The following is an 18,377-nucleotide window of genomic DNA, read 5'->3' as shown; positions in this document are numbered from 1 at the left end:
GCGCGGGTCCCTTATGAGGGCACGCTATTATGACAGGGCGTAAGAGGTGAATATGAAAGATAATATGACAAGTGGCGCAACGGGTGCGGCGGATTCGGTGAATGACGCGGTGAACAACACGAACAACACGAACGACGTTGCGAACGCAACGGATGGGCCGTTTGTGAGGTATGTGCGCAAGGCGCGGCCGAATATGCGAGAAGCGTCGATCCTGCAGGGAGAGCATTGGAGGATTGGCATTCTAACGGAATCGCTGATCCGTTTCGAATGGTCAGATTCCGGCGAATTTGAAGACAATCTCACGCAGATGGTGGTCAACCGCGATTTTGGCGCCGACCCGCAATTCACGGTGACGCATCGCGACGGACTGCTCATTGTGGACACCCCCGCGCTGTATGTGACGTACGATGGCAAGCCGTTCAGCAAAGAAGGCTTGAGCGTGGTCGTCAAGGGCGTGGCCGACACCCAGTTCAATACGTGGCATTACGGCGACGAGCCGAAGCATAATCTCAAAGGCACCGCGCGCACGCTCGACGAGGCGAACGGCGAAATTCCTCTGGACGATGGTGTGATTTCGCGAGACGGTTGGGCGGTACTCGACGATTCCGCCGCAAACGTGATCGTGGAAGCGCATGAAGTGAACGGCAAACCGAATCCGCTTGGTGCATGGGTTATGCCACGCGATCACGCGGAAACCGACTTCTACTTCTTTGGCTACGGCCGCCGCTACACCGAAGCAGTGCAAGACTTCTACAAGCTGGCCGGACCAACGCCTCTGCTGCCGCGCTTCGCACTCGGTAATTGGTGGAGCCGCTACTACCGCTACACGCAAGACGAATACCTGCAGCTCATGGACCGGTTCAAGCGCGAAGGCATTCCGTTCACCACATCCGTGATTGACATGGACTGGCACCGTGTGGACGATGTCGATCCGAAATACGGTTCCGGTTGGACCGGCTATTCGTGGGATAAGCAGCTGTTTCCCGATCATGAGGCGTTCTTGCGCGACTTGCACGAGCGTGGCTTGAAAGCCACGTTGAACGTGCATCCGCGAGACGGCGTGCGCGCGTTCGAAGACGACTATGAGGCGGTGGCCAAACGTGTCGGCATCGATCCCGCAACCGAAGAGGCGGTGGAATTCGACCTGACGAATCCGGATTTCGTAAGTGCTTACTTCGACATGCATCACCGCATGGAAGCCGAAGGCGTTGACTTCTGGTGGCTCGACTGGCAGCAGGGCGGTGTGACCCGTCAGCCGGGACTCGACCCGCTGTGGGTGCTCAACCACTTGCACTACCTGGATTCCGGGCGCTACGCGACTTCTTCCGAACGCAACGCAGGGGAGAGCTGCGGATGCGAAAAGTGCGCCGAGCCGGGCGCTCGCGATGAGCATGAAATGCATGTTGAGCAATCCGAACGTAACGTGAGTGGTATGGAACGCAACAATCGTTGGCCGCTCACCTTCTCGCGGTATGCTGGCCCGGGTTCGCACCGCTATCCGGTTGGCTTCTCGGGAGACACCATTGTTACGTGGGAATCCTTGCAGTTCCAGCCGTATTTTACTGCTACCGCGTCGAATATCGGCTACGGATGGTGGAGTCACGATATTGGCGGTCACATGTGTGGCTATCGTAACGAACATCTGGAAGCCCGTTGGTACCAGCTTGGCACGTTCAGCCCGATCAATCGTCTGCATTCCAGCAATTCGCAGTTCATGGGCAAGGAGCCGTGGAACTTCTCCGCGGAAGTGCGCGATTCCATGGTGGGTTCGCTGCGACTGCGCCATATGATGCTGCCGTACCTGTACACCATGAACTATCGCGCCGCGTTCGAGGGCATGCCATTGGTGGAGCCGATGTATTGGGCGGATCCGAACAATCCGCAGGCGTACGAGGTGCCGGATGAATTCCGTTTCGGCACTGAGCTGCTGGTTGCACCAATTGTTTCTGACAATGACGATTCTGCACAGCTTGGTAGCACGGAAGCATGGCTGCCTCAAGGTGAATGGTATGACTTCTTCGATGGTCGCCGTTACGTTTCGGCAGGGAAGTCCGGGCGTCGTTTGGAAGTGTGGCGTGCGATCGACCGTATGCCGGTGTTTGCCAAGGCTGGCGGTATCGTGCCGTTGCAGCGGCTTGGCGAGGGCAATAAGGTGAATGATCTGGGCAATCCGGAGTCCCTGCAGGTGCTGGTGTTCCCCGGTGCGAACGGTTCGTTCACACTCAAGGAAGATGACGGCTCTGTGGCTTCTGCTGCTTCCGGCTCTGCATCTGCCGAGTCTTGCGATGGCCAAACTCATGTTGCCGATACGCGCATGAGCTTCGACTGGAAGAATACGGACAATGCCACGCAGTTCGCCATCAGTCCGGTGGAAGGCTGTGCTGATGCCATTCCGGCACAGCGTAACTGGGAGATTGTGTTCCGTGGAGTTGCGCAGCCAGACACGCAGAACGTTCGTATCGAAATTGGCGGTAAAGCTTGCAATACTGCAGAAATTACATATGATCAGCAGACGTTGAGTCTGTCGGTCGTTGTGCGCGGCGTGCCGTCTACTGCATGCTTGAACGTTACGATTGCGAATGGATTGCAGATTGCTGAGAACCCAGTCGAGCAGGACGCGCTCGACGTGCTCTTGCACGCGCAAATGCCGTACATTTCCAAAGAGCATGCGATGCAGGCGATTCGTGAGCAAGGAGTGCGCGCACTTGGTGCTCTGCGCACCTTCGATACCGCGCCCCGTTTCAGTAACGAGCTGTTCGTCACCTCCGGCATGCCCGATTCGGTAATCAGCGCCTTGGAAGAAATCCTCCTTCGCAGCTGATTCTGGGAGTACTGACATCCATCACCCTTCTATGCCATTCTAGGGTGGTGGATGTTACTCGGGGGGGGGTGGGTGTAGTCTGCCCTAGAAGGATAGAGTGTAAGAGCTAGACTGAAGGGATTGGACATGCGAGGGAACTCCTGCGATTCGGATTCAACGCCAAAGACGGAGGAAATACATATTGTTTCCTCCAACGCATGGCATAAGCAGCGGGCGCATGTTCAGGATCAAGCTCAAAACGTTTCGCAGTTTGAACCGATGACATTCTCGAACACGCCGTTTCCCGTTGATGGGGACGGGCGTAGCCGCAAGAGGGCCAAGAAGCAGGTCGTTCCGGGGTGGAGGTATTCGTTCGTTGCCTGTCTGGTAATGGTCGACCTTGCCGTCATGCTGGTTTCTCTCGCGTTCAGTCTGTGGGCAAACAATTCTGCATATGAAGCCATCGGTGGCGTCATGCCATTTTGGCTATTTCTTGTTTGCTTCAGTGCCATTTGGGTATTGAGCCTCACGATCGTCGGTGCATACCATAGGCATGTGATGGCGGAAGGCTATGAGCTGTACGCGAAGATCATCAACGCTTCGCTGCTCACTATTATCACGTATTGCTCGGTTGCGTTTATTTTCAAACTTGCGCTTCCACGAACGGCACTTATCATTGCCCCGATTATCGCGTTCTTTCTGGAAGTGGTTGCCCGTTGGCAGATGCGTCAGTGGTTGCATCGCAGCCGCAAAAAAGGTTCTTGCAAGTATAAGACCGTGGTGATTGGTTCTTCCGACGGTATTAACCGTGCGTTGCGTACCATGCAGGATTATTCCAATTGGGGGTATTCGCCGGTCGCAGTATGCCCGATCGAAGCTGACGGCAGCAAGAAAGATGCGTATGTGGTCACTTCGTTCGAGCCGGATCCCACCATTGAGGGTGCCGACATGCTGAAGGTGATTCCGTTTAATTCCGCGTTTCCCCGCACGTGCGAAAGCCTTTGCGCTCAAGAAGTGTACGTTGCCGACGTACTGTCTCGTGATTCCGAAATGCTGCATGGTATCTCTCTTGCAGTGGAATCTTTGGGCATGGAGCTTGCCTTGGCTGTGTCTTTGGCTGATGTGAGCGGGCACCGCTTGTATTTGCGTAATACTGCTGAGCAGCCAGTGTTGTTGGCGAGTCTGCCGCAATACACTACTGTTACTGCTGTGGTGAAGCGTGTCGTTGACATCATAGGTTCGGCTTGTGCGTTGTTGATTTCTTCGCCGATTATGCTTGGTGTGGCTATTGCCATCAAGCTCGATGATGGTGGCCCGGTGTTTTTCTCTCAGCAGCGCGTCGGGTTACATGGTAAGCCGTTCACCATGTACAAGTTCCGTTCCATGGTTACCAATGCAGAAGAGTTGAAGAAGAAGCTTGCGGAAGAGAATGGCCAGAGCGATCGCTTTATCTTCAAAATGAAGGATGATCCACGTATTACGAAGATTGGCCATTTTATTCGTAAGACTTCGTTGGATGAGTTCCCTCAGTTCTTTAATGTGTTGAGAGGCGATATGTCTTTGGTTGGGCCGCGTCCGGCGTTGCCTGACGAGGTTGCCCGCTATGGCTCCCTGTATTCCACGCGTTTGCTGGTGAAGCCCGGCATTACTGGTCCGTGGCAGGTTTCCGGTCGTTCGGATCTTTCGCAGGAGCAGAGCGAGTATTTGGACGTTTCGTACATCGAGAATTGGTCCATCGCTGGAGATCTCGCGATTCTTGCGAAGACCGTGCTCGTAGTCTTCCGCGGTACCGGTTCCTACTAAGCTGCGCATTGCGTTGCATAAACTCGAAAAAACGCCTCCCTTTCTAGTAGAAAGGGAGGCGATTATTTTGCTGAGATTAAGTCAGTTTTTGTGCTTGCTCTTCTTTCGGCTCCTTTGGCTCTTCTTGCCGCCCTCGTCGTAATAGTAATAGTAGTTGCCGTTCGCGGAGACCTTGCGTTCCTTCGCGAAGTTGAACACGAAGCCCATCACCGGAACGTTGAGGTTATCGAGCTGAACGGCGATTTCCTTCAGATCGCGCTTCATAGTCACGTCACAGCCAGGTACAATGTTGCCTTCAGAGAGCTGGGGGCTACGGGCTCCGCGGTGCGCTGCACCATGGAAAAGCTTTACCGGCTACTCTTTGCTGGAAGCGTTTAGCGACTTTTCCACCACATTGCTCAAGGATTCCGCCACGCTGTTAGCAATGTCGAAATCCTGCTTTGCGACGGGGTATCATCTTCTTTGATTGCGTTTGCGATGCTGTAACCGTGTAGCGTATGCTCCATTTCAATTGGAGTGCAAAAAGCACCAAGAGATGGTGGAATTGCAATGAAGATCGTTGCTGGGAAAACATTTTAAAGAAGAAAATGATTATAAAAGTGGTTGCGTGAGATGGCTTCATTATGTTTTTCCGTATCATGTTGTGTTTTTGAAGATACGGATATATATTCCCTAAGATTCGATTCGTTTTATTGCCGGCAATGAGGTACAGTATTTCACGTAGTTATTTACAATAAGGAAAGGATTTACATGTCCGTTCTTGATGGTTTCAAAGAAGTTGGCGAAAGAACGGGCGGCAAGTTGACCATGACGGTCATGCTTGAATCCGTTCGTTTTTCCAAGGGTGTTTCCGAAGTACTCGGTCGTCCGGAATTCGTCAAGCTGCTGGTGAATTACGAGCGTGGCAAGTTCGCAATCCAGGTGTGCGACGAGAACGACGATTTCGCGGTTCGGTTCAACGATCCGAACGCTGATCGTCCGGCTTCCGTGACCACTCGCAATCTTGACCTGCTCGTTGCAACGCAGAAGTTCTTCGCTTTCCCGGAAGTGCCTGCAGACAAGATCGCCTACTTCGCCTTGGAAGGCGAATATCACAGCGATGAGCGCGTGATCCTCTTCGACGCCAAGAACGGGGTTCGTAGCGGCACCGTCGGCAAGCGCGGTCCGAAGGCCGGCCATGGCGGCCGCAAGCGTAGGAAGATCGACGATGTCAAGGAAGCTACGGTGATCGGCGCCAACAACGCCCTGTGAAACCGATAGTATCTTGGTGATATCTCGAATCACAATATAGTTTGAGCCCCGTAATATCTTCGAATATTACCGGGCTCAAACTATGTGCGCTGAATCAAGTAAATTGAATATTAATCACCAGCCAACGCAAGCATTTCAATACGAGCATTGCCATCCGATCGTGCTGAAATTAGCGTGACGAAGCATATCAGTAGCAGTGGTTGGCGAGCCAGTACGAATAGGCTCCCTGGATGGAACCGTAACGCTGCGCGCAATAACCCCAGAACCACTTGAGCTGGGTCTGATAATTGGTGGCCCAATCGGCACCCTCGCTCACCATCTTGCTACCAGGCAATGCCTGGGGCAGGCCATAGGCACCCGAACTCGGATTCGTTGCGGTGACACTCCAACCGGACTCGTGAGTGATGATGTATACGGTGGCGGTGAAATCGGCCTCGGTGTAGCCGTTCGACAGCAGATAATCGTGAGCCCACTGCTGCATTTCGCCAGCCGGCACAGTGGTGCCGATCGACGCGGAAGCGCTGGAGGACGACGACGAAGTGGAGCCGGTGCCGACGAGAATAACCTTGTCGACCGGAGCCTTCTTCACATACGAGCTGATCATGTTGGAGGAAACCACAGTGTCGCCGGACTTGGTTACGAGGTTCGTGGTTTCCAACACGCCCTCTTCGCCTTCCGTCTCGACCTTCTCCTGGCCTTTCGGCAGACTTGAGGTTTCCTTCTTGACGACATTGAAGCCGATGGCGGTGTCGGAAACCTCGACGCTCGCGCCGGCACGCTGAATGGTGATCACGGTTTTCTCATCGACCTTGGTGGTGAGCGAAGGGGAGACCGTGTCTTCCGGTTCGAGCGTGATATCACCCGCGTCAAGCACGGACTTCACGTCGGTGAAATTGGCGCCGGGCACCACGCGTGACTTGCCGTTGATTTTCACGGTGACGTACGAGGTGTCTCCATTAAGCAGCTCGCGGGCATTGCCACGGGACGCCTCCGCGGAATCGGTGACGGAGAAAGCCGTGACCTGATTGGCCGTATTCCGCTCCGCGGATGTGTAAAGATTGCGCGACACAATGCCGCCGGTAGCCAACAGGCCCACCGCCGCAACCGTTGCGGCGATCTTCACCAGCGAGGACTTGCTCGGCACGGTGAAGGTAGACGATTGGGCGTGCTTGCTGTGGTTAGCCATTCTGCTCCTAAACGCGCGTTCAGATCCTCGGCGAATTCACGCATGCTCGGCATGCGGTGCGCTGCCACACGAGGCTTCGCCGGAAAGCGCACATCTAACGAGCCAGTTTACCTCACGCCATGGAAACCGAGCGGGCGCATATGTAACAGGTGGGCAAAGCAAGCGTACGCAATAGGCGGGCAAAACAAAAAGTGCCGTTGATGTTTACCATCGAACGACACCTTTGAAATCGTTGTAATTTTCAGCCTATTCCGCCTGCGCCTCAGCCTCTTCGGCAGCGGCCGCGTTGACATCCAACGCTTTGGCCTGCGCGATCAGATCGTCCAGATCCGACGCACGCAACGCACCGGCCTGCTGGAACACGATCTGCTGGTTCTTGACCACCATCAACGTCGGCACGGCCTGCACCTTGGCCGCGGAAGCGAGATCCGGATTCTGGTCGATATCGACCTTGGCGAAATAAACGTCGGGATTCGCTTCGCTCGCCTTTTCGAACGTCGGACCGAATGCGCGGCACGGACCGCACCAGGTCGCCCAAAAATCCACGAATACCAGATCATTGGATTCCACAATCTGATTGAAATCCTCGGAAGTGACTGCATGCGTTGCCATGATTACTCCTTGCTGTTCGTTCCATCGACGCGCGTGACGGGCTGCACCCCTCGTATGCGATTGCTTTGGAGTATATAACCGTGCCCCAACCCGACGCATTCCCGGCATGCGCAAGATCCGCTATCAGAGGAATCGTCTTCCATCGCACGCTTTTCCAGCCAATTCACACAAGATGCGTGATAATGGGACTATGCCAGTGATGAATGATGAAGTGCCCGACGAGGGCGATTTCGATGCAGGCCGCCGTCGCGGAGAATTCGACGACATCACGCCGGAGGATTTCATCCGCGGAATAGGAAACCCTCCAGGATGGCTTGCTTCCGGCGAAATCAACCGTATGCGAGGTGAAATGCCGATCCCGTACGTGCTTGTGGTGCCGGTGCGCACCGATGATCTGGGACGTGTCTCACAGGTCGGATCACTGCTTCGTGTGTCTGACGACGGCAGCATCGAACGAACGCTGATCGCCGGCCGCGTGCTCTACCACGAATCGTTGCGTGAGGCCGTGGCGCGCAATATCGCCAAGGATTTGGGAGATATCGCGTTGCCGCAGTTGCCAGTGAGCCTGCAGCCATTCACCGTGGCTGAATTTTTCCCGACGCCAGGACTGTCCGATTATTTCGATTCCCGCCAGCATGCGATCGCATTGTGCTATGTAGTGCCGATCGCGGGCGATTGCAAGCCGCAGGACGAGACGCTCGACGTGGAATGGGTCAATCCGAACAGCGAGATTCTCGACACTTTCGTCAACCAGATGAGCAACGGATATGGCACGATTGTGCGTCAGGCGATTGCTTGGACCGGCAAATAGGCTGCGAATGCATGAACAACAGGGGAGAGTAATGGAGGAGCGCATATGACGATCGAATTGCATAACAATGTGTATTGCGAAGGGGCGGGGCTTCCCGTGGTGCTGGTGCACGGGTTCCCCGTGGACCACCGTATGTGGAACGAATGCGCGGATGCGTTGAAAACGACCGCTGCGGAACATGGCGTGAAACAATTCCCGATTTGGGCTCCCGACATGCCCGGTGCGGGAGAAGGGCCGATTCCTTCCGACGAGAACAGCGGTGGCAAAGACACGGACGGCGCTTTCCCCAACGGTTTGGACCGCATGGCCGACGCTTACGTCGACCTGTTGCACGCTGCCGGATACGACAAGGCGATTTGGGTGGGTCTTTCAATGGGTGGCTACCTGATTCTCGACATTCAGCGTTTGCACCCCGAAGCCGTCGCCGCACTGGCATTATGCGACACGAAGGCCGACGCTGATTCCGAGCAGATGCGTGCGAAACGCATCGCGATCGCCGAGGAATGCGAATCGACGGGCACACACGAACCGGTTATGGGATTCGCCGCCGCCACGCCTGAGGATTCAACCATCAAACAGTCGGACGCCTACCGTGAACAGTTCACTGCATGGATCAACGAGCAGCCGGCCGAAGGTATCGCCTGGCGTGAACGCATGGCGGCCGGGCGCCCGGACCTGAACGATGTGCTATCAACGATTACAGCGCCGGTCGCGGTGATCTGCGGCGACAAGGATCCGTCGAGCCCGCCGAGCGTGATGGCACCGATCGCCGATTCGATGACGGCTACGAGCACGGATATGACGGTGGTGTTTGATTGCGGTCATTTCAGCGCTTATGAGCATCCGCAGGCGGTCGCCGACGCACTGCTTGCATTGGTGCGCAGAGTGCAGTAGCCGATATTCCCGCAACTGCCGTCAATAGCGCAATCAGATATACAAAAATATAAAGAAAATACGATTTATATAGAAAAAATCTTCTATATATCGTATTCAAAGAAAGAAGCAATCGATGAGCGTGTTCTCGCCACTGGCGCTGACTCAGGCACTGCCGTTCCTGCCACTTGCGCAAGGCGACATTGACTATGAGGTTTCAAGACGCGACGAACCCGACCTGTTCGACACAGTGCTGCTGGAACCTGCTACGAAAGTCATTCTCGTCAAAGACGGCATGGTGGCGGTGCCACGCGGACAAGGCGCCATCGCGGACTACGCCAACGTGCACATGCGTTTGACACAGTTGCCCGGATCCTATGTAGCGGCGGAATTGCACACGCATCCGACGGCGCTCGCCATATTCCTCGGCTCATATGGCGGCAAGCGTGACGAGCATGTGGTGGCCGTTGACGTGTCTCGTGTGAAGGCTGCAGAGCCGGTGGCCGCAAGCAGCGAGCATATGGGCGCGGACGACGCGTTCGACGAACAGCGCGAGCCGGAAGCGAAGACGTCGAAATCGCTGTTGGAAAACGCAGCGGAACGATTCGACTGGGTTGACCTGCGCGGATTCGCCCCACATGCCAGCGCGCGTGAGGCTGGCCAGGCCACAACGGCGATTTCGCTAGGTGTGTGGCATGCGCGCCAACGCCATTGCCCCACGTGCGGCGCTCCGACCGAACCGGCGTTGGGCGGATGGGCGCAGCGGTGCACCAGCGAAGCGGATGGCAGACGGCTGCTGTTCCCCAGAGTGGAGCCGGCCGTTATCACGGCGATCGTGGACCATGAGGACCGTCTGCTGCTGCAGCACAACAGCGCATGGCGCAACACCGGCCTGTATTCCGTGTCCGCCGGCTTCGTGGAGGCGGGCGAGAATCTGGAGCACGCATGCCGGCGCGAAGCCAAAGAGGAGGTCGGCATCGACCTCGGCGAACTCAAATATTTGGGATCGCAGCCATGGCCATTCCCAGCCTCGCTCATGATAGCGTTCAAGGGCGTGGCCAATACCACCGACGTGCATGTGGACGGTGACGAGACCCTGCAAGCGCGTTGGATGACCCGTGACGAATATATGAACGAGCTGGTAACAGGGCGTATGGAAGCCCCCGGAAAGGCCACCATCGCCCGCTACATGATCGAAGAATGGCTCGGCCACGATCTGCCGTAACAAGTTTCGGTACCGCGCTATGGGAAATGCGCGCAATTGACATAGAATGAGTTTTCATGAGTGAAGAAAACGAAAACAGGCCGAATCTGGACGTTCCCGAGCATCTCGAATACTCCGACGAGCATGTGTGGGTGGACGCCTCCACCGAACCGGCCATGGTGGGCATCACCGAATATGCGGCCGACCAGCTTGGCGAACTCGTGTACATCGATCTGCCGGAAGTCGGCACCGAAGTACAGGCCGGCGACGAAGTGGCGGAATTGGAATCCTCCAAAGCCGTCACGCCGCTGGTCACTCCAGTGGCTGGCGTGATCCGCTATGTGAACAGCGAAGCGGCCGACGATCCGGGCATCGTTACCGGCGATCCGTATGGCGAAGGCTGGATTTTCAAAATCGAGCTTGAGGATGACGAACCGGGACTGCTTTCCTCCGAGGAATACGCCAACATCGTGGCGGAATAAAAGATTCGGCAAAACGTCTCGGAACAGGGAACCGCATGCGAAATCAGGTATGAAATCGTTACCGTTCCCTGAATAATCCCTGATTTTCATGGCTGGGGCACTAAGTAGTTCGGCAATCGCCTTTATAGTGGGGATATGACCGAACCACAGCCGTTGCCCCAGCGTGAACCGGATGTCATATCCGAAGATGACATGCCGACCGTGCCCATTCCCGCACGCAAGGTGGTCACCACCTTCGATGCCGCTTCAAAACATGAGCGTATCGAAGTCAAGCCTCCGCTGACACAGCTGTTCCGCCGTGCCCTCACCAGAGCGTTCAACGGGTGGGTGACGGTCTCGACAAATATGGTACGCAATCTCAATTGGTATCCGCGCGTGGAACCGTATGTCGGCTATGGCACCGAACATTACTCGCGCCTGATCTGCCGAACCGTGTACGGCCCATTCAAACGCCAGGCGGGCCGCCTGACCCGAGGCATACGCGCTATGCTCACCATCCCCTCGCCGCATACGAAGGTGCGCATCGCCATCGACGGCGTGCCCCTCGAAACCGTGCAGGTGGGGGTGTCGGAAGTGTATGACGAAGTGGATGCGCAGCGCAATGTTTCCAGCGAATTTGCCGCATCCGATTCCGCAGGCTATCTCGATCTTGTGGCCGAGCATTTGCTCGAACCGGGCGTGCATGATGTGTCGTACAAGGTGCGTAGCCGCAAGCCGGTCAAAGCCAACCTGTTCACCATTCCCAGCGGCACGAAAGTCGGTGTAATCTCCGACGTGGATGACACCGTCATGGTCACGCAGGCGCCAAGCCTGATGAAAGCGGCCTACAATCTGCTGCTGCTCAATCCGAAGAAGAAAATGCCGGTGGCGGGCATGAATCTGCTGTTCAACCGCATTGCGGACATGTTTCCGGATGCCCCGTTCTTCTATCTGTCGACGTCGCCGTGGAACGTGGAAAGCTCGATTAGGCATTTCATTGCCGACCATGGGTTCCCGGAAGGGCCGCTGCTGCTGCGTGACCTCGATCCCCGTCCGAAAACGTTCATTCCTTCCGGAGTGCAGCACAAACTCGAGTATGCCGAACAATTAATGGCTGATTTTCCCGATATGAAGTTCATTCTGATCGGCGATGATGGGCAGAAGGATCCGACCACGTACGCCACGATCGCACGTCGGTATCCGGGGCGTGTGCTTGCGATCGGCATACGGCAACTGTCTCCACGCGAGGCCGCCGGTAATCTCGGCACCGTTTCGGGGCGTGCGGCCACGCAGCCGATTCCAGTCACCGACGTTCCTGTATTTACGGGAACGACTGGCTCGAATCTGATGAAAACCATGCTGCCGTTCCTGAAACAACAGCTGGGTGTCTGACGTTTTTCTTTCCACTTACAGCAAGGGGGATGCGCGTTGCGCTGGATTGGGAGCGCGATACCGGTATAATCGCCTGCATGACTGATTTTCGGGGTGAACAGGACGCAACGGGCGCGCAGGAAAACGACAAGAGCCGTCAGAGCCGTCTGGGCGAATGCGGAATGCCGATCGCGAAACGCGTGCCGACGGAGCGCGTGTTCCACGGCGACACCTTCATCGATGAGTACGAATGGCTGCGCGACAAGGAATCGCAGGACGTGCAGGATTACGTCGCCGCACAGAACCAGTATTGCGAACAGCGCATGGAAGCGTTGAAAAACCTACGCACCACATTGTTCGACGAGTTCAAATCGCATGTGCAGGAAACCGACATGTCCGTGCCAACGCGCATGGACGGCTACTGGTATTTCACACGCACCAAGGAAGGCCAGCAGTATGCGGTGCAATGCCGTGTGCCGATTCGAAGCGCAGACGATTGGGATCCGCCGACCATTGAGATCGGCGTTCCCCTCGACGGCGAACAAGTGGTGTTCGACACGAATGCCGAAGCGCAAGGCTACGATTTCTTCCGCATTGGTGGCATGGATGTTTCCAAAGACGGACGTTGGATGCTGTACGGCACTGATACCAGCGGCGACGAACGTTACAATTTCCGTATTCGCAATATCGAAACCGGCGATGAACTGCCGGAAGTGTTCGAAGGCATCGGCGGCGCCTGCTTCACGCCGGACGCGCAATGGGTGTTCTACGTGCTGCTCGACGACGCATGGCGTCCATATGCGGTGATGCGACACCGCGTTGGTACCCCCGTCACCGACGATGTGGAAGTGTATCGCGAACAGGACGAACGATTCTGGGTGGGCATCGGCCTGTCGTTCGACGAACGCAATCTGGTGATCGGCACCGGATCGAAAACCACCACCGAAGTGCTGCTGCTTTCCACTGACGATCCGGAAGGTGAATTCCGTGCGTTCATTCCGCGCGAGCCGGATGTGGAATATGACGTGAGCTTCAGCCGTTTCGAAGGTGCCGGCGAGCATGGCGAGGACATTCCGCTCGCCGTGGTTTACCACAATGCGTTGAACCCGAATTTCGAAATCGATGTGATTGACATGCGTTCGCATGAGCCCCCGTATCGTTTGGGTGAGGGTGTGCGTGTGGCCGTCGGCTCGCCGTACGGATGCGAGCATGGCGACGATGTTGAACCGGGCGCTTCTTCGATGCCGATCGGCACGCCGTATTCGAATCCTTGCAATCCCGCCATTTTGCAGGGTGCGCATGGTCTTGGCATCGAGGGAATTTCGATTCATCGGCATTACGTGGCGTTGCAGTACCGTGCGGAAAGTCTGCCGCATATTGCGGTGATGACGAAGGATGCGGCCGCGGAGGATTTTCTTGCAGGTCGCCCATGGCGGTTCACCGAGCTGGTTCCGCACGCGTTGGAAGGCGATTGGGATGTTGATGAGTCGGTGGACGAGATCAACGTGGAGCGTGCCGAAGTGTGGGGTGCGCTCGACCAGTTGGCCGCTGCGCAAGGCGAAGGATCGGCCGTGCATGGGATTTCCCGTAAGGCGATGACTTCGTCGGATGGCGCGACTGCCGATGCGATGCCGGGGGAGACCCGGCGCCTGTATTCGATTAGTACGGGAGATAATCCTTCATATGATGCGCCCCGTATACGCTACTCGTTCGCCAGCTATACGCGCCCCGGCGAGCTGCATGATGTCGATCCGGCAACCGGTGAGGATCGCCTGTTGAAGCGTGCCACCGTGCTTGGTGGATTTGAGCCGCGCGAATATATGGAACGCCGAGTGTGGGTCACCGCCCGCGATGGCGAGCGTATTCCCGTTTCCTTGGTGTGGCGTCGGGACGTGCCTGCTTGTGATTCGGCGATGTTCGTTACTGGTTATGGCGCGTATGAGATCAGTTCGGATCCGGGATTCTCGGTGTCTCGCATCAGTATGCTTGATCGTGGCGTGCTTTATGCGGTGCCGCACATTCGCGGCGGCGGTGAGATGGGTCGTGCCTGGTATGAGCAGGGGCATCTGCTCAATAAGAAGCATTCATTTGAGGATTTCGTTGATGCCGTGCGTGCGTTGCAACGTGCCGGTTTGGCGTCTCCTGTTCGCACGGTGGCCGATGGTGGTTCCGCCGGTGGCCTGTTGATGGGTGCCGTGGCGAATCTGGCTCCTGAATGTTTTGCCGGTATTGAGGCGGATGTGCCTTTTGTGGATGCGTTGACGTCGATTCTTGACCCGTCGTTGCCGTTGACGGTTACGGAGTGGGACGAGTGGGGCGATCCGTTGCATAATGCGGACGTGTATCGGTATATGAAGGAATATACGCCGTATGAGAATGCGCCGGCTGATGCCGATGATGATCGGGTTGTGGTTTTCCCGAAGATTTTCATCACCACGTCGATGAATGACACGCGTGTGCTGTATGTGGAGCCGATGAAATGGTTGGCTCGCCTGCAGCGCGCTGGTGTGGATGCCGTGGCGAAGATTGAGGTTGAGGCCGGTCATGGGGGTACGTCCGGAAGGTATAAGCAGTGGGAGGAGATTTCCTATGAGAATGCTTGGTGCCTTGCGATGATGGGTATTACGCATTAATTCGTTTGTGTCCGACCGTGTATGTTCGGTGTTTCTTGTAGGGTCCCCGATTTGAGGGTCCTGCACCGAACTGCATTGGAAAGTGCCATACGACGTCAAAATCAATGAAGGTGACACGTTCGTGGCCGCCGACGACGCCATATGGAGTGTCCACTAGTTGAGCGTTACGTGTCCACGTGCTGATCCGTTGACTAGAGTCGCGTGCTATGAGTGATTCTGCAAAGAAGTACACCATCGCCGTCATTCCGGGCGATGGCATTGGCAAGGAAGTGACTCCGTGGGCCCAGAAGGCTCTGGAGAAGGCGGCCGAGGGCGTCGCTGAATTCGATTACGAGAATTTCGATCTTGGTGCCGAGCGTTACCTGCGCGACGGTGCGATTCTTCCGGAAGAGGAAGAGGAGCGCATCAAGAAGACCGATGCGATTCTGCTGGGCGCCGTAGGCGATCCGCGCATCAAGGCCGGCATTCTGGAACGTGGTCTGCTGCTCAAGCTCCGCTTCGATCTCGACCAGTACGTCAACCTGCGTCCTTCCAAGCTGTACAAGGGCGTGACCTCCCCGCTCGCCAACCCGGGCGACATCGACTTCGTTGTAGTGCGTGAAGGCACCGAAGGCCTGTACTGCGGCGCCGGCGGAGCGGTGCGTCGCGGCACCCCGAACGAGGTGGCCACCGAAGTCTCCATCAACACCGCCTACGGTGTGGAGCGCGTGGTACGTTACGCCTTCCAGCTGGCCATGAAGCGCAGGAAGCGTGTGACCCTCGTGCACAAGAAGAACGTGCTCGTCAACGCGGGCGACATGTGGCAGCGCATCGTTGACAAGGTCGCCGAGGAATATCCGGAAGTCTCCCATGACTATCTGCACATTGACGCGACCACCATCTTCATGGTGTCCAATCCGTCCCGTTTCGACGTGATCCTCACCGATAACCTGTTCGGCGACATCATCACCGACGAGGCCGGCGCCGTGGTCGGTGGCGTTGGCTATTCCGCTTCCGGATGCATCAACGCTTCCGACGAATACCCGTCCATGTTCGAGCCGATCCACGGTTCCGCTCCAGATATCGCAGGTCAGAACAAGGCCAATCCGACCGCCGCGATTCTTTCCGCAGCCATGCTGCTGCGCCACCTTGGATTCGACGAAGCCGCAGCCAAGATCGATGCGGCCGTCGAAGCCGACATTGAGGAACTGGGATCCACCACCCGCTCCACCGACGAGGTCGGACGCGACATTCTGGCCCGCATGTGACGGGCATGATCCGGATTATATGATTTTGCCGGATCTATTCGCCTGTTGCAACGCCCGTCGAATCGAGCTTCATGCTTGGTTCGACGGGCTTCACGTATATTCAGGGGGATTTCAGGGATTGCTTTCAGGGTAGATGAAAGAGATAAGACAAATTATGGGATATTGTTGGAAACATGAGTGACAACAATGCCGGCTACAACAATTCCGGACAAGACAACTATTACGCGTCGAATGATTCGACCCAAGCTGATTTCGGACAATTCCAGGATGGCTGCAATCAGCCTGCAGCGCAACCGTACAATCCCAACCAGTATGCATCGCAGCAGCCTGTGCAGGGACATGCCCCGGACGCGCAGGGCAACAACATTCCCGACGGTACGTATGGCAATGCCCAGCCATATGGTCAGCCGGCTGCCTACGGTTCGTCCGTGCCCGCAGATGGCTTGGCCGCTCCCGCTTACGCGCAGCCTACGCAGCCAGCTCAGCCCAGCTACGGCCAGTCGATGTATGGACCGGCGGATTACGCACAATCGGCGCAGACCCCCTACGATCAGCAGCCGGCGCAGCCCCAATACACGCAGCCCGCATACAATCAGCCGCCAATCTACGCGCAGCAGGCCTACTATCAGGCGGCCCAACAGCAGCCAGGCTACGGCTACGCGCAGAAGTCGAAGATCGTCGCCGGCCTTCTCGGCCTGTTCCTCGGCACCCTAGGCATACACAACTTCTATCTGGGCTACACCGGCAAGGCCGTGGCCCAGCTGTTGCTGACCCTGATCGGATGGATCATCCTTATCGGACCGATCATTTCCGGAATCTGGTCTCTGATCGAAGCCGTCCTCATCCTGTGCTCCAGCTACGGGTCCAACTGGCACCGCGATGGGCGCGGCCAAGAGCTCCAAGATTGATGGGCAGAGGCCTGTACAAGCAGCCGGGTGGCAAACTCGTAGGGGTTTCCGTCCGGCTTTCTGATGCCATTCCAGCATATTCCCGCGAAGGCGCAAGTTCCATCCAATCCGTGGAACAATGTCGGATCGACGGCGATTTCTTTCTTGACGGCGATGACAAGGATTCCCGCCGACTATTGCAGGATTGGGAAAACTTGCTGCAAAGCCAGCGAAGTGCGTCCGCACGCGACATTACGCGACGATTGCAAGCGATTACCGCGAACTATCCGAACGTGCGATTGGTGGGTATGACGGAAGAAGGCATTACCATCGCTTTCCTCCGCGCAATCACAGGCAGTGAATCGCGCAATGCGGAAGATGCAACGGACAACGGGAACATCGCGCGGTCCACGAAACAATATTCCGGGGAACAACCGGGAATGCATAATGCGCTGACGCAAGAGGAATATCTGGAACGCTGGCGGGCCCTGAAACCGACCGTCATCCACGACAAACCGCGAAATCCAAACGAACAAATGGAAACCGACATCACATGGGCGCGCGAAGTGGCGGCAGGCAAACGCGAACCCACGCTGCGTATCTGGGAATGGGCCGCCCCAGCGGTGGTCATCGGCAAATTCCAGTCGCTCGAAGACGAAGTCAATACGGCGGTCGCGCAGAAGGAAGGATTCACCGTGGTCCGACGTTGCACCGGCGGCGGGGCGATGTTCATCGAACCGGGCAATACCATCACCTACTCGTTGTACGCGCCGTTCGATTTCGCCCAAGGCATAAGCATCGAGGAATCATACCGGCTCTGCGATTTCTGGCTGGTGCGCGCGCTTAAGGAACTCGGGCTCGACGTACGATTCGCCGGTCTCAACGACATCGCCACGCAATACGGCAAGCTCGGCGGAGCCGCGCAACGCCGCTTCATGCCAGCAGGGGAAGGGCCTGGCGCCATACTGCATCACGTGACCCTCGCCTACGATATCGACGCGGAAAAAATGGGGCGGGTATTGAACACCTCACGCGAGAAAATGTCGGACAAAGCGGTGAAATCAGCGGTAAAACGAGTCGATCCGATGCGCTCGCAGACGGGCATGAGCCGTGAAGACGTGGTTGAACGGCTGCTCGACGCCGCCAAGCGAGTTACAATGTAGCCCGATGGCCGAAGCCGCCCTGATGTCAAGGGCAATGAGAACGTTACGAAAGCTTGTGTTCCGTGAGGGCATGTG

15 protein-coding genes are annotated in these 18,377 nt (G+C 56.6%); 12 read left to right on the top strand and 3 right to left on the bottom strand.

All coding sequences use genetic code 11. The features are described from left to right. Nucleotides 1-193: 193 nt before the first annotated feature. Both AH68_RS08140 and AH68_RS08135 read left to right on the top strand, forming a co-directional pair. Nucleotides 194-2,821, top strand: coding sequence for a glycoside hydrolase family 31 protein (locus AH68_RS08140; RefSeq protein WP_039199995.1), 2,628 nt, complete (start codon nucleotides 194-196; stop codon nucleotides 2,819-2,821). Between the two features lie 126 nt (nucleotides 2,822-2,947). Then, nucleotides 2,948-4,603 (top strand): sugar transferase, encoded by a 1,656-nt coding sequence (locus AH68_RS08135; protein WP_052189197.1) that lies wholly within the window; start codon nucleotides 2,948-2,950, stop codon nucleotides 4,601-4,603. A gap of 81 nt (nucleotides 4,604-4,684) precedes the next feature. Here the strand turns inward: AH68_RS08135 and AH68_RS08130 are convergent, their stop codons facing one another. Next, complete coding sequence (locus AH68_RS08130; RefSeq protein ID WP_201772589.1) at nucleotides 4,685-4,873, bottom strand: hypothetical protein; 189 nt, start codon at nucleotides 4,871-4,873, stop codon at nucleotides 4,685-4,687. 480 nt (nucleotides 4,874-5,353) lie between these two features. Between AH68_RS08130 and AH68_RS08125 the strand changes: the two genes are divergently transcribed. Further along, complete coding sequence (locus AH68_RS08125) at nucleotides 5,354-5,854, top strand: hypothetical protein (RefSeq protein ID WP_039199167.1); 501 nt, start codon at nucleotides 5,354-5,356, stop codon at nucleotides 5,852-5,854. 187 nt (nucleotides 5,855-6,041) lie between these two features. On the opposite strand, the gene AH68_RS08120 is transcribed toward AH68_RS08125, so the two are convergent. Beyond that, nucleotides 6,042-7,040, bottom strand: coding sequence for an aggregation-promoting factor C-terminal-like domain-containing protein (locus tag AH68_RS08120; RefSeq protein WP_039199166.1), 999 nt, complete (start codon nucleotides 7,038-7,040; stop codon nucleotides 6,042-6,044). Nucleotides 7,041-7,286: 246 nt separating this feature from the next. Then, entirely contained in the window at nucleotides 7,287-7,652 is a 366-nt protein-coding gene (gene trxA / locus AH68_RS08115; RefSeq protein WP_039199165.1) for a thioredoxin, read from the bottom strand. A gap of 190 nt (nucleotides 7,653-7,842) precedes the next feature. Between trxA and AH68_RS08110 the strand changes: the two genes are divergently transcribed. The 9 genes from AH68_RS08110 (at nucleotide 7,843) to AH68_RS08070 (ending at nucleotide 18,302) form a co-directional block, all read left to right on the top strand. Further along, complete coding sequence (locus tag AH68_RS08110; RefSeq protein ID WP_039199164.1) at nucleotides 7,843-8,463, top strand: NUDIX hydrolase family protein; 621 nt, start codon at nucleotides 7,843-7,845, stop codon at nucleotides 8,461-8,463. A gap of 45 nt (nucleotides 8,464-8,508) precedes the next feature. Then, entirely contained in the window at nucleotides 8,509-9,357 is an 849-nt protein-coding gene (locus tag AH68_RS08105; protein WP_039199163.1) for an alpha/beta fold hydrolase, read from the top strand. 115 nt (nucleotides 9,358-9,472) lie between these two features. Then, on the top strand, nucleotides 9,473-10,561 hold the full coding sequence (nudC, locus tag AH68_RS08100; RefSeq protein WP_039199162.1) for an NAD(+) diphosphatase: 1,089 nt from the start codon (nucleotides 9,473-9,475) through the stop codon (nucleotides 10,559-10,561). Nucleotides 10,562-10,617: 56 nt separating this feature from the next. Continuing rightward, nucleotides 10,618-11,022: a glycine cleavage system protein GcvH gene (gene gcvH / locus AH68_RS08095; RefSeq protein WP_039199161.1), complete on the top strand. Its 405-nt coding sequence runs from the start codon at nucleotides 10,618-10,620 to the stop codon at nucleotides 11,020-11,022. A 135-nt stretch (nucleotides 11,023-11,157) separates the two neighbouring features. After that, nucleotides 11,158-12,393 carry an App1 family protein gene (locus AH68_RS08090; protein WP_039199160.1) on the top strand — a complete coding sequence of 412 codons (1,236 nt, stop codon included), beginning with the start codon at nucleotides 11,158-11,160 and terminating at the stop codon, nucleotides 12,391-12,393. 161 nt (nucleotides 12,394-12,554) lie between these two features. Beyond that, entirely contained in the window at nucleotides 12,555-15,005 is a 2,451-nt protein-coding gene (locus AH68_RS08085; RefSeq protein WP_173405882.1) for a S9 family peptidase, read from the top strand. 206 nt (nucleotides 15,006-15,211) lie between these two features. Next, nucleotides 15,212-16,252: a 3-isopropylmalate dehydrogenase gene (locus AH68_RS08080; RefSeq protein WP_039199159.1), complete on the top strand. Its 1,041-nt coding sequence runs from the start codon at nucleotides 15,212-15,214 to the stop codon at nucleotides 16,250-16,252. A 173-nt stretch (nucleotides 16,253-16,425) separates the two neighbouring features. Further along, nucleotides 16,426-17,160, top strand: a complete 735-nt coding sequence (locus AH68_RS08075) for a TM2 domain-containing protein (RefSeq protein ID WP_039199158.1) — start codon at nucleotides 16,426-16,428, stop codon at nucleotides 17,158-17,160. After that, nucleotides 17,160-18,302, top strand: coding sequence for a lipoate--protein ligase family protein (locus AH68_RS08070; RefSeq protein ID WP_039199157.1), 1,143 nt, complete (start codon nucleotides 17,160-17,162; stop codon nucleotides 18,300-18,302). Before AH68_RS08075 ends, AH68_RS08070 begins: the two co-directional genes overlap by 1 nt. The last annotated feature ends 75 nt before the right edge of the window (nucleotides 18,303-18,377 follow it).

This window comes from Bifidobacterium catenulatum PV20-2 (assembly GCF_000800455.1).
Taxonomy (GTDB): domain Bacteria; phylum Actinomycetota; class Actinomycetes; order Actinomycetales; family Bifidobacteriaceae; genus Bifidobacterium; species Bifidobacterium kashiwanohense_A.
Note: the sequence above shows the minus strand (reverse complement) of the source record. Positions and strands in the feature narration are given on the sequence as shown.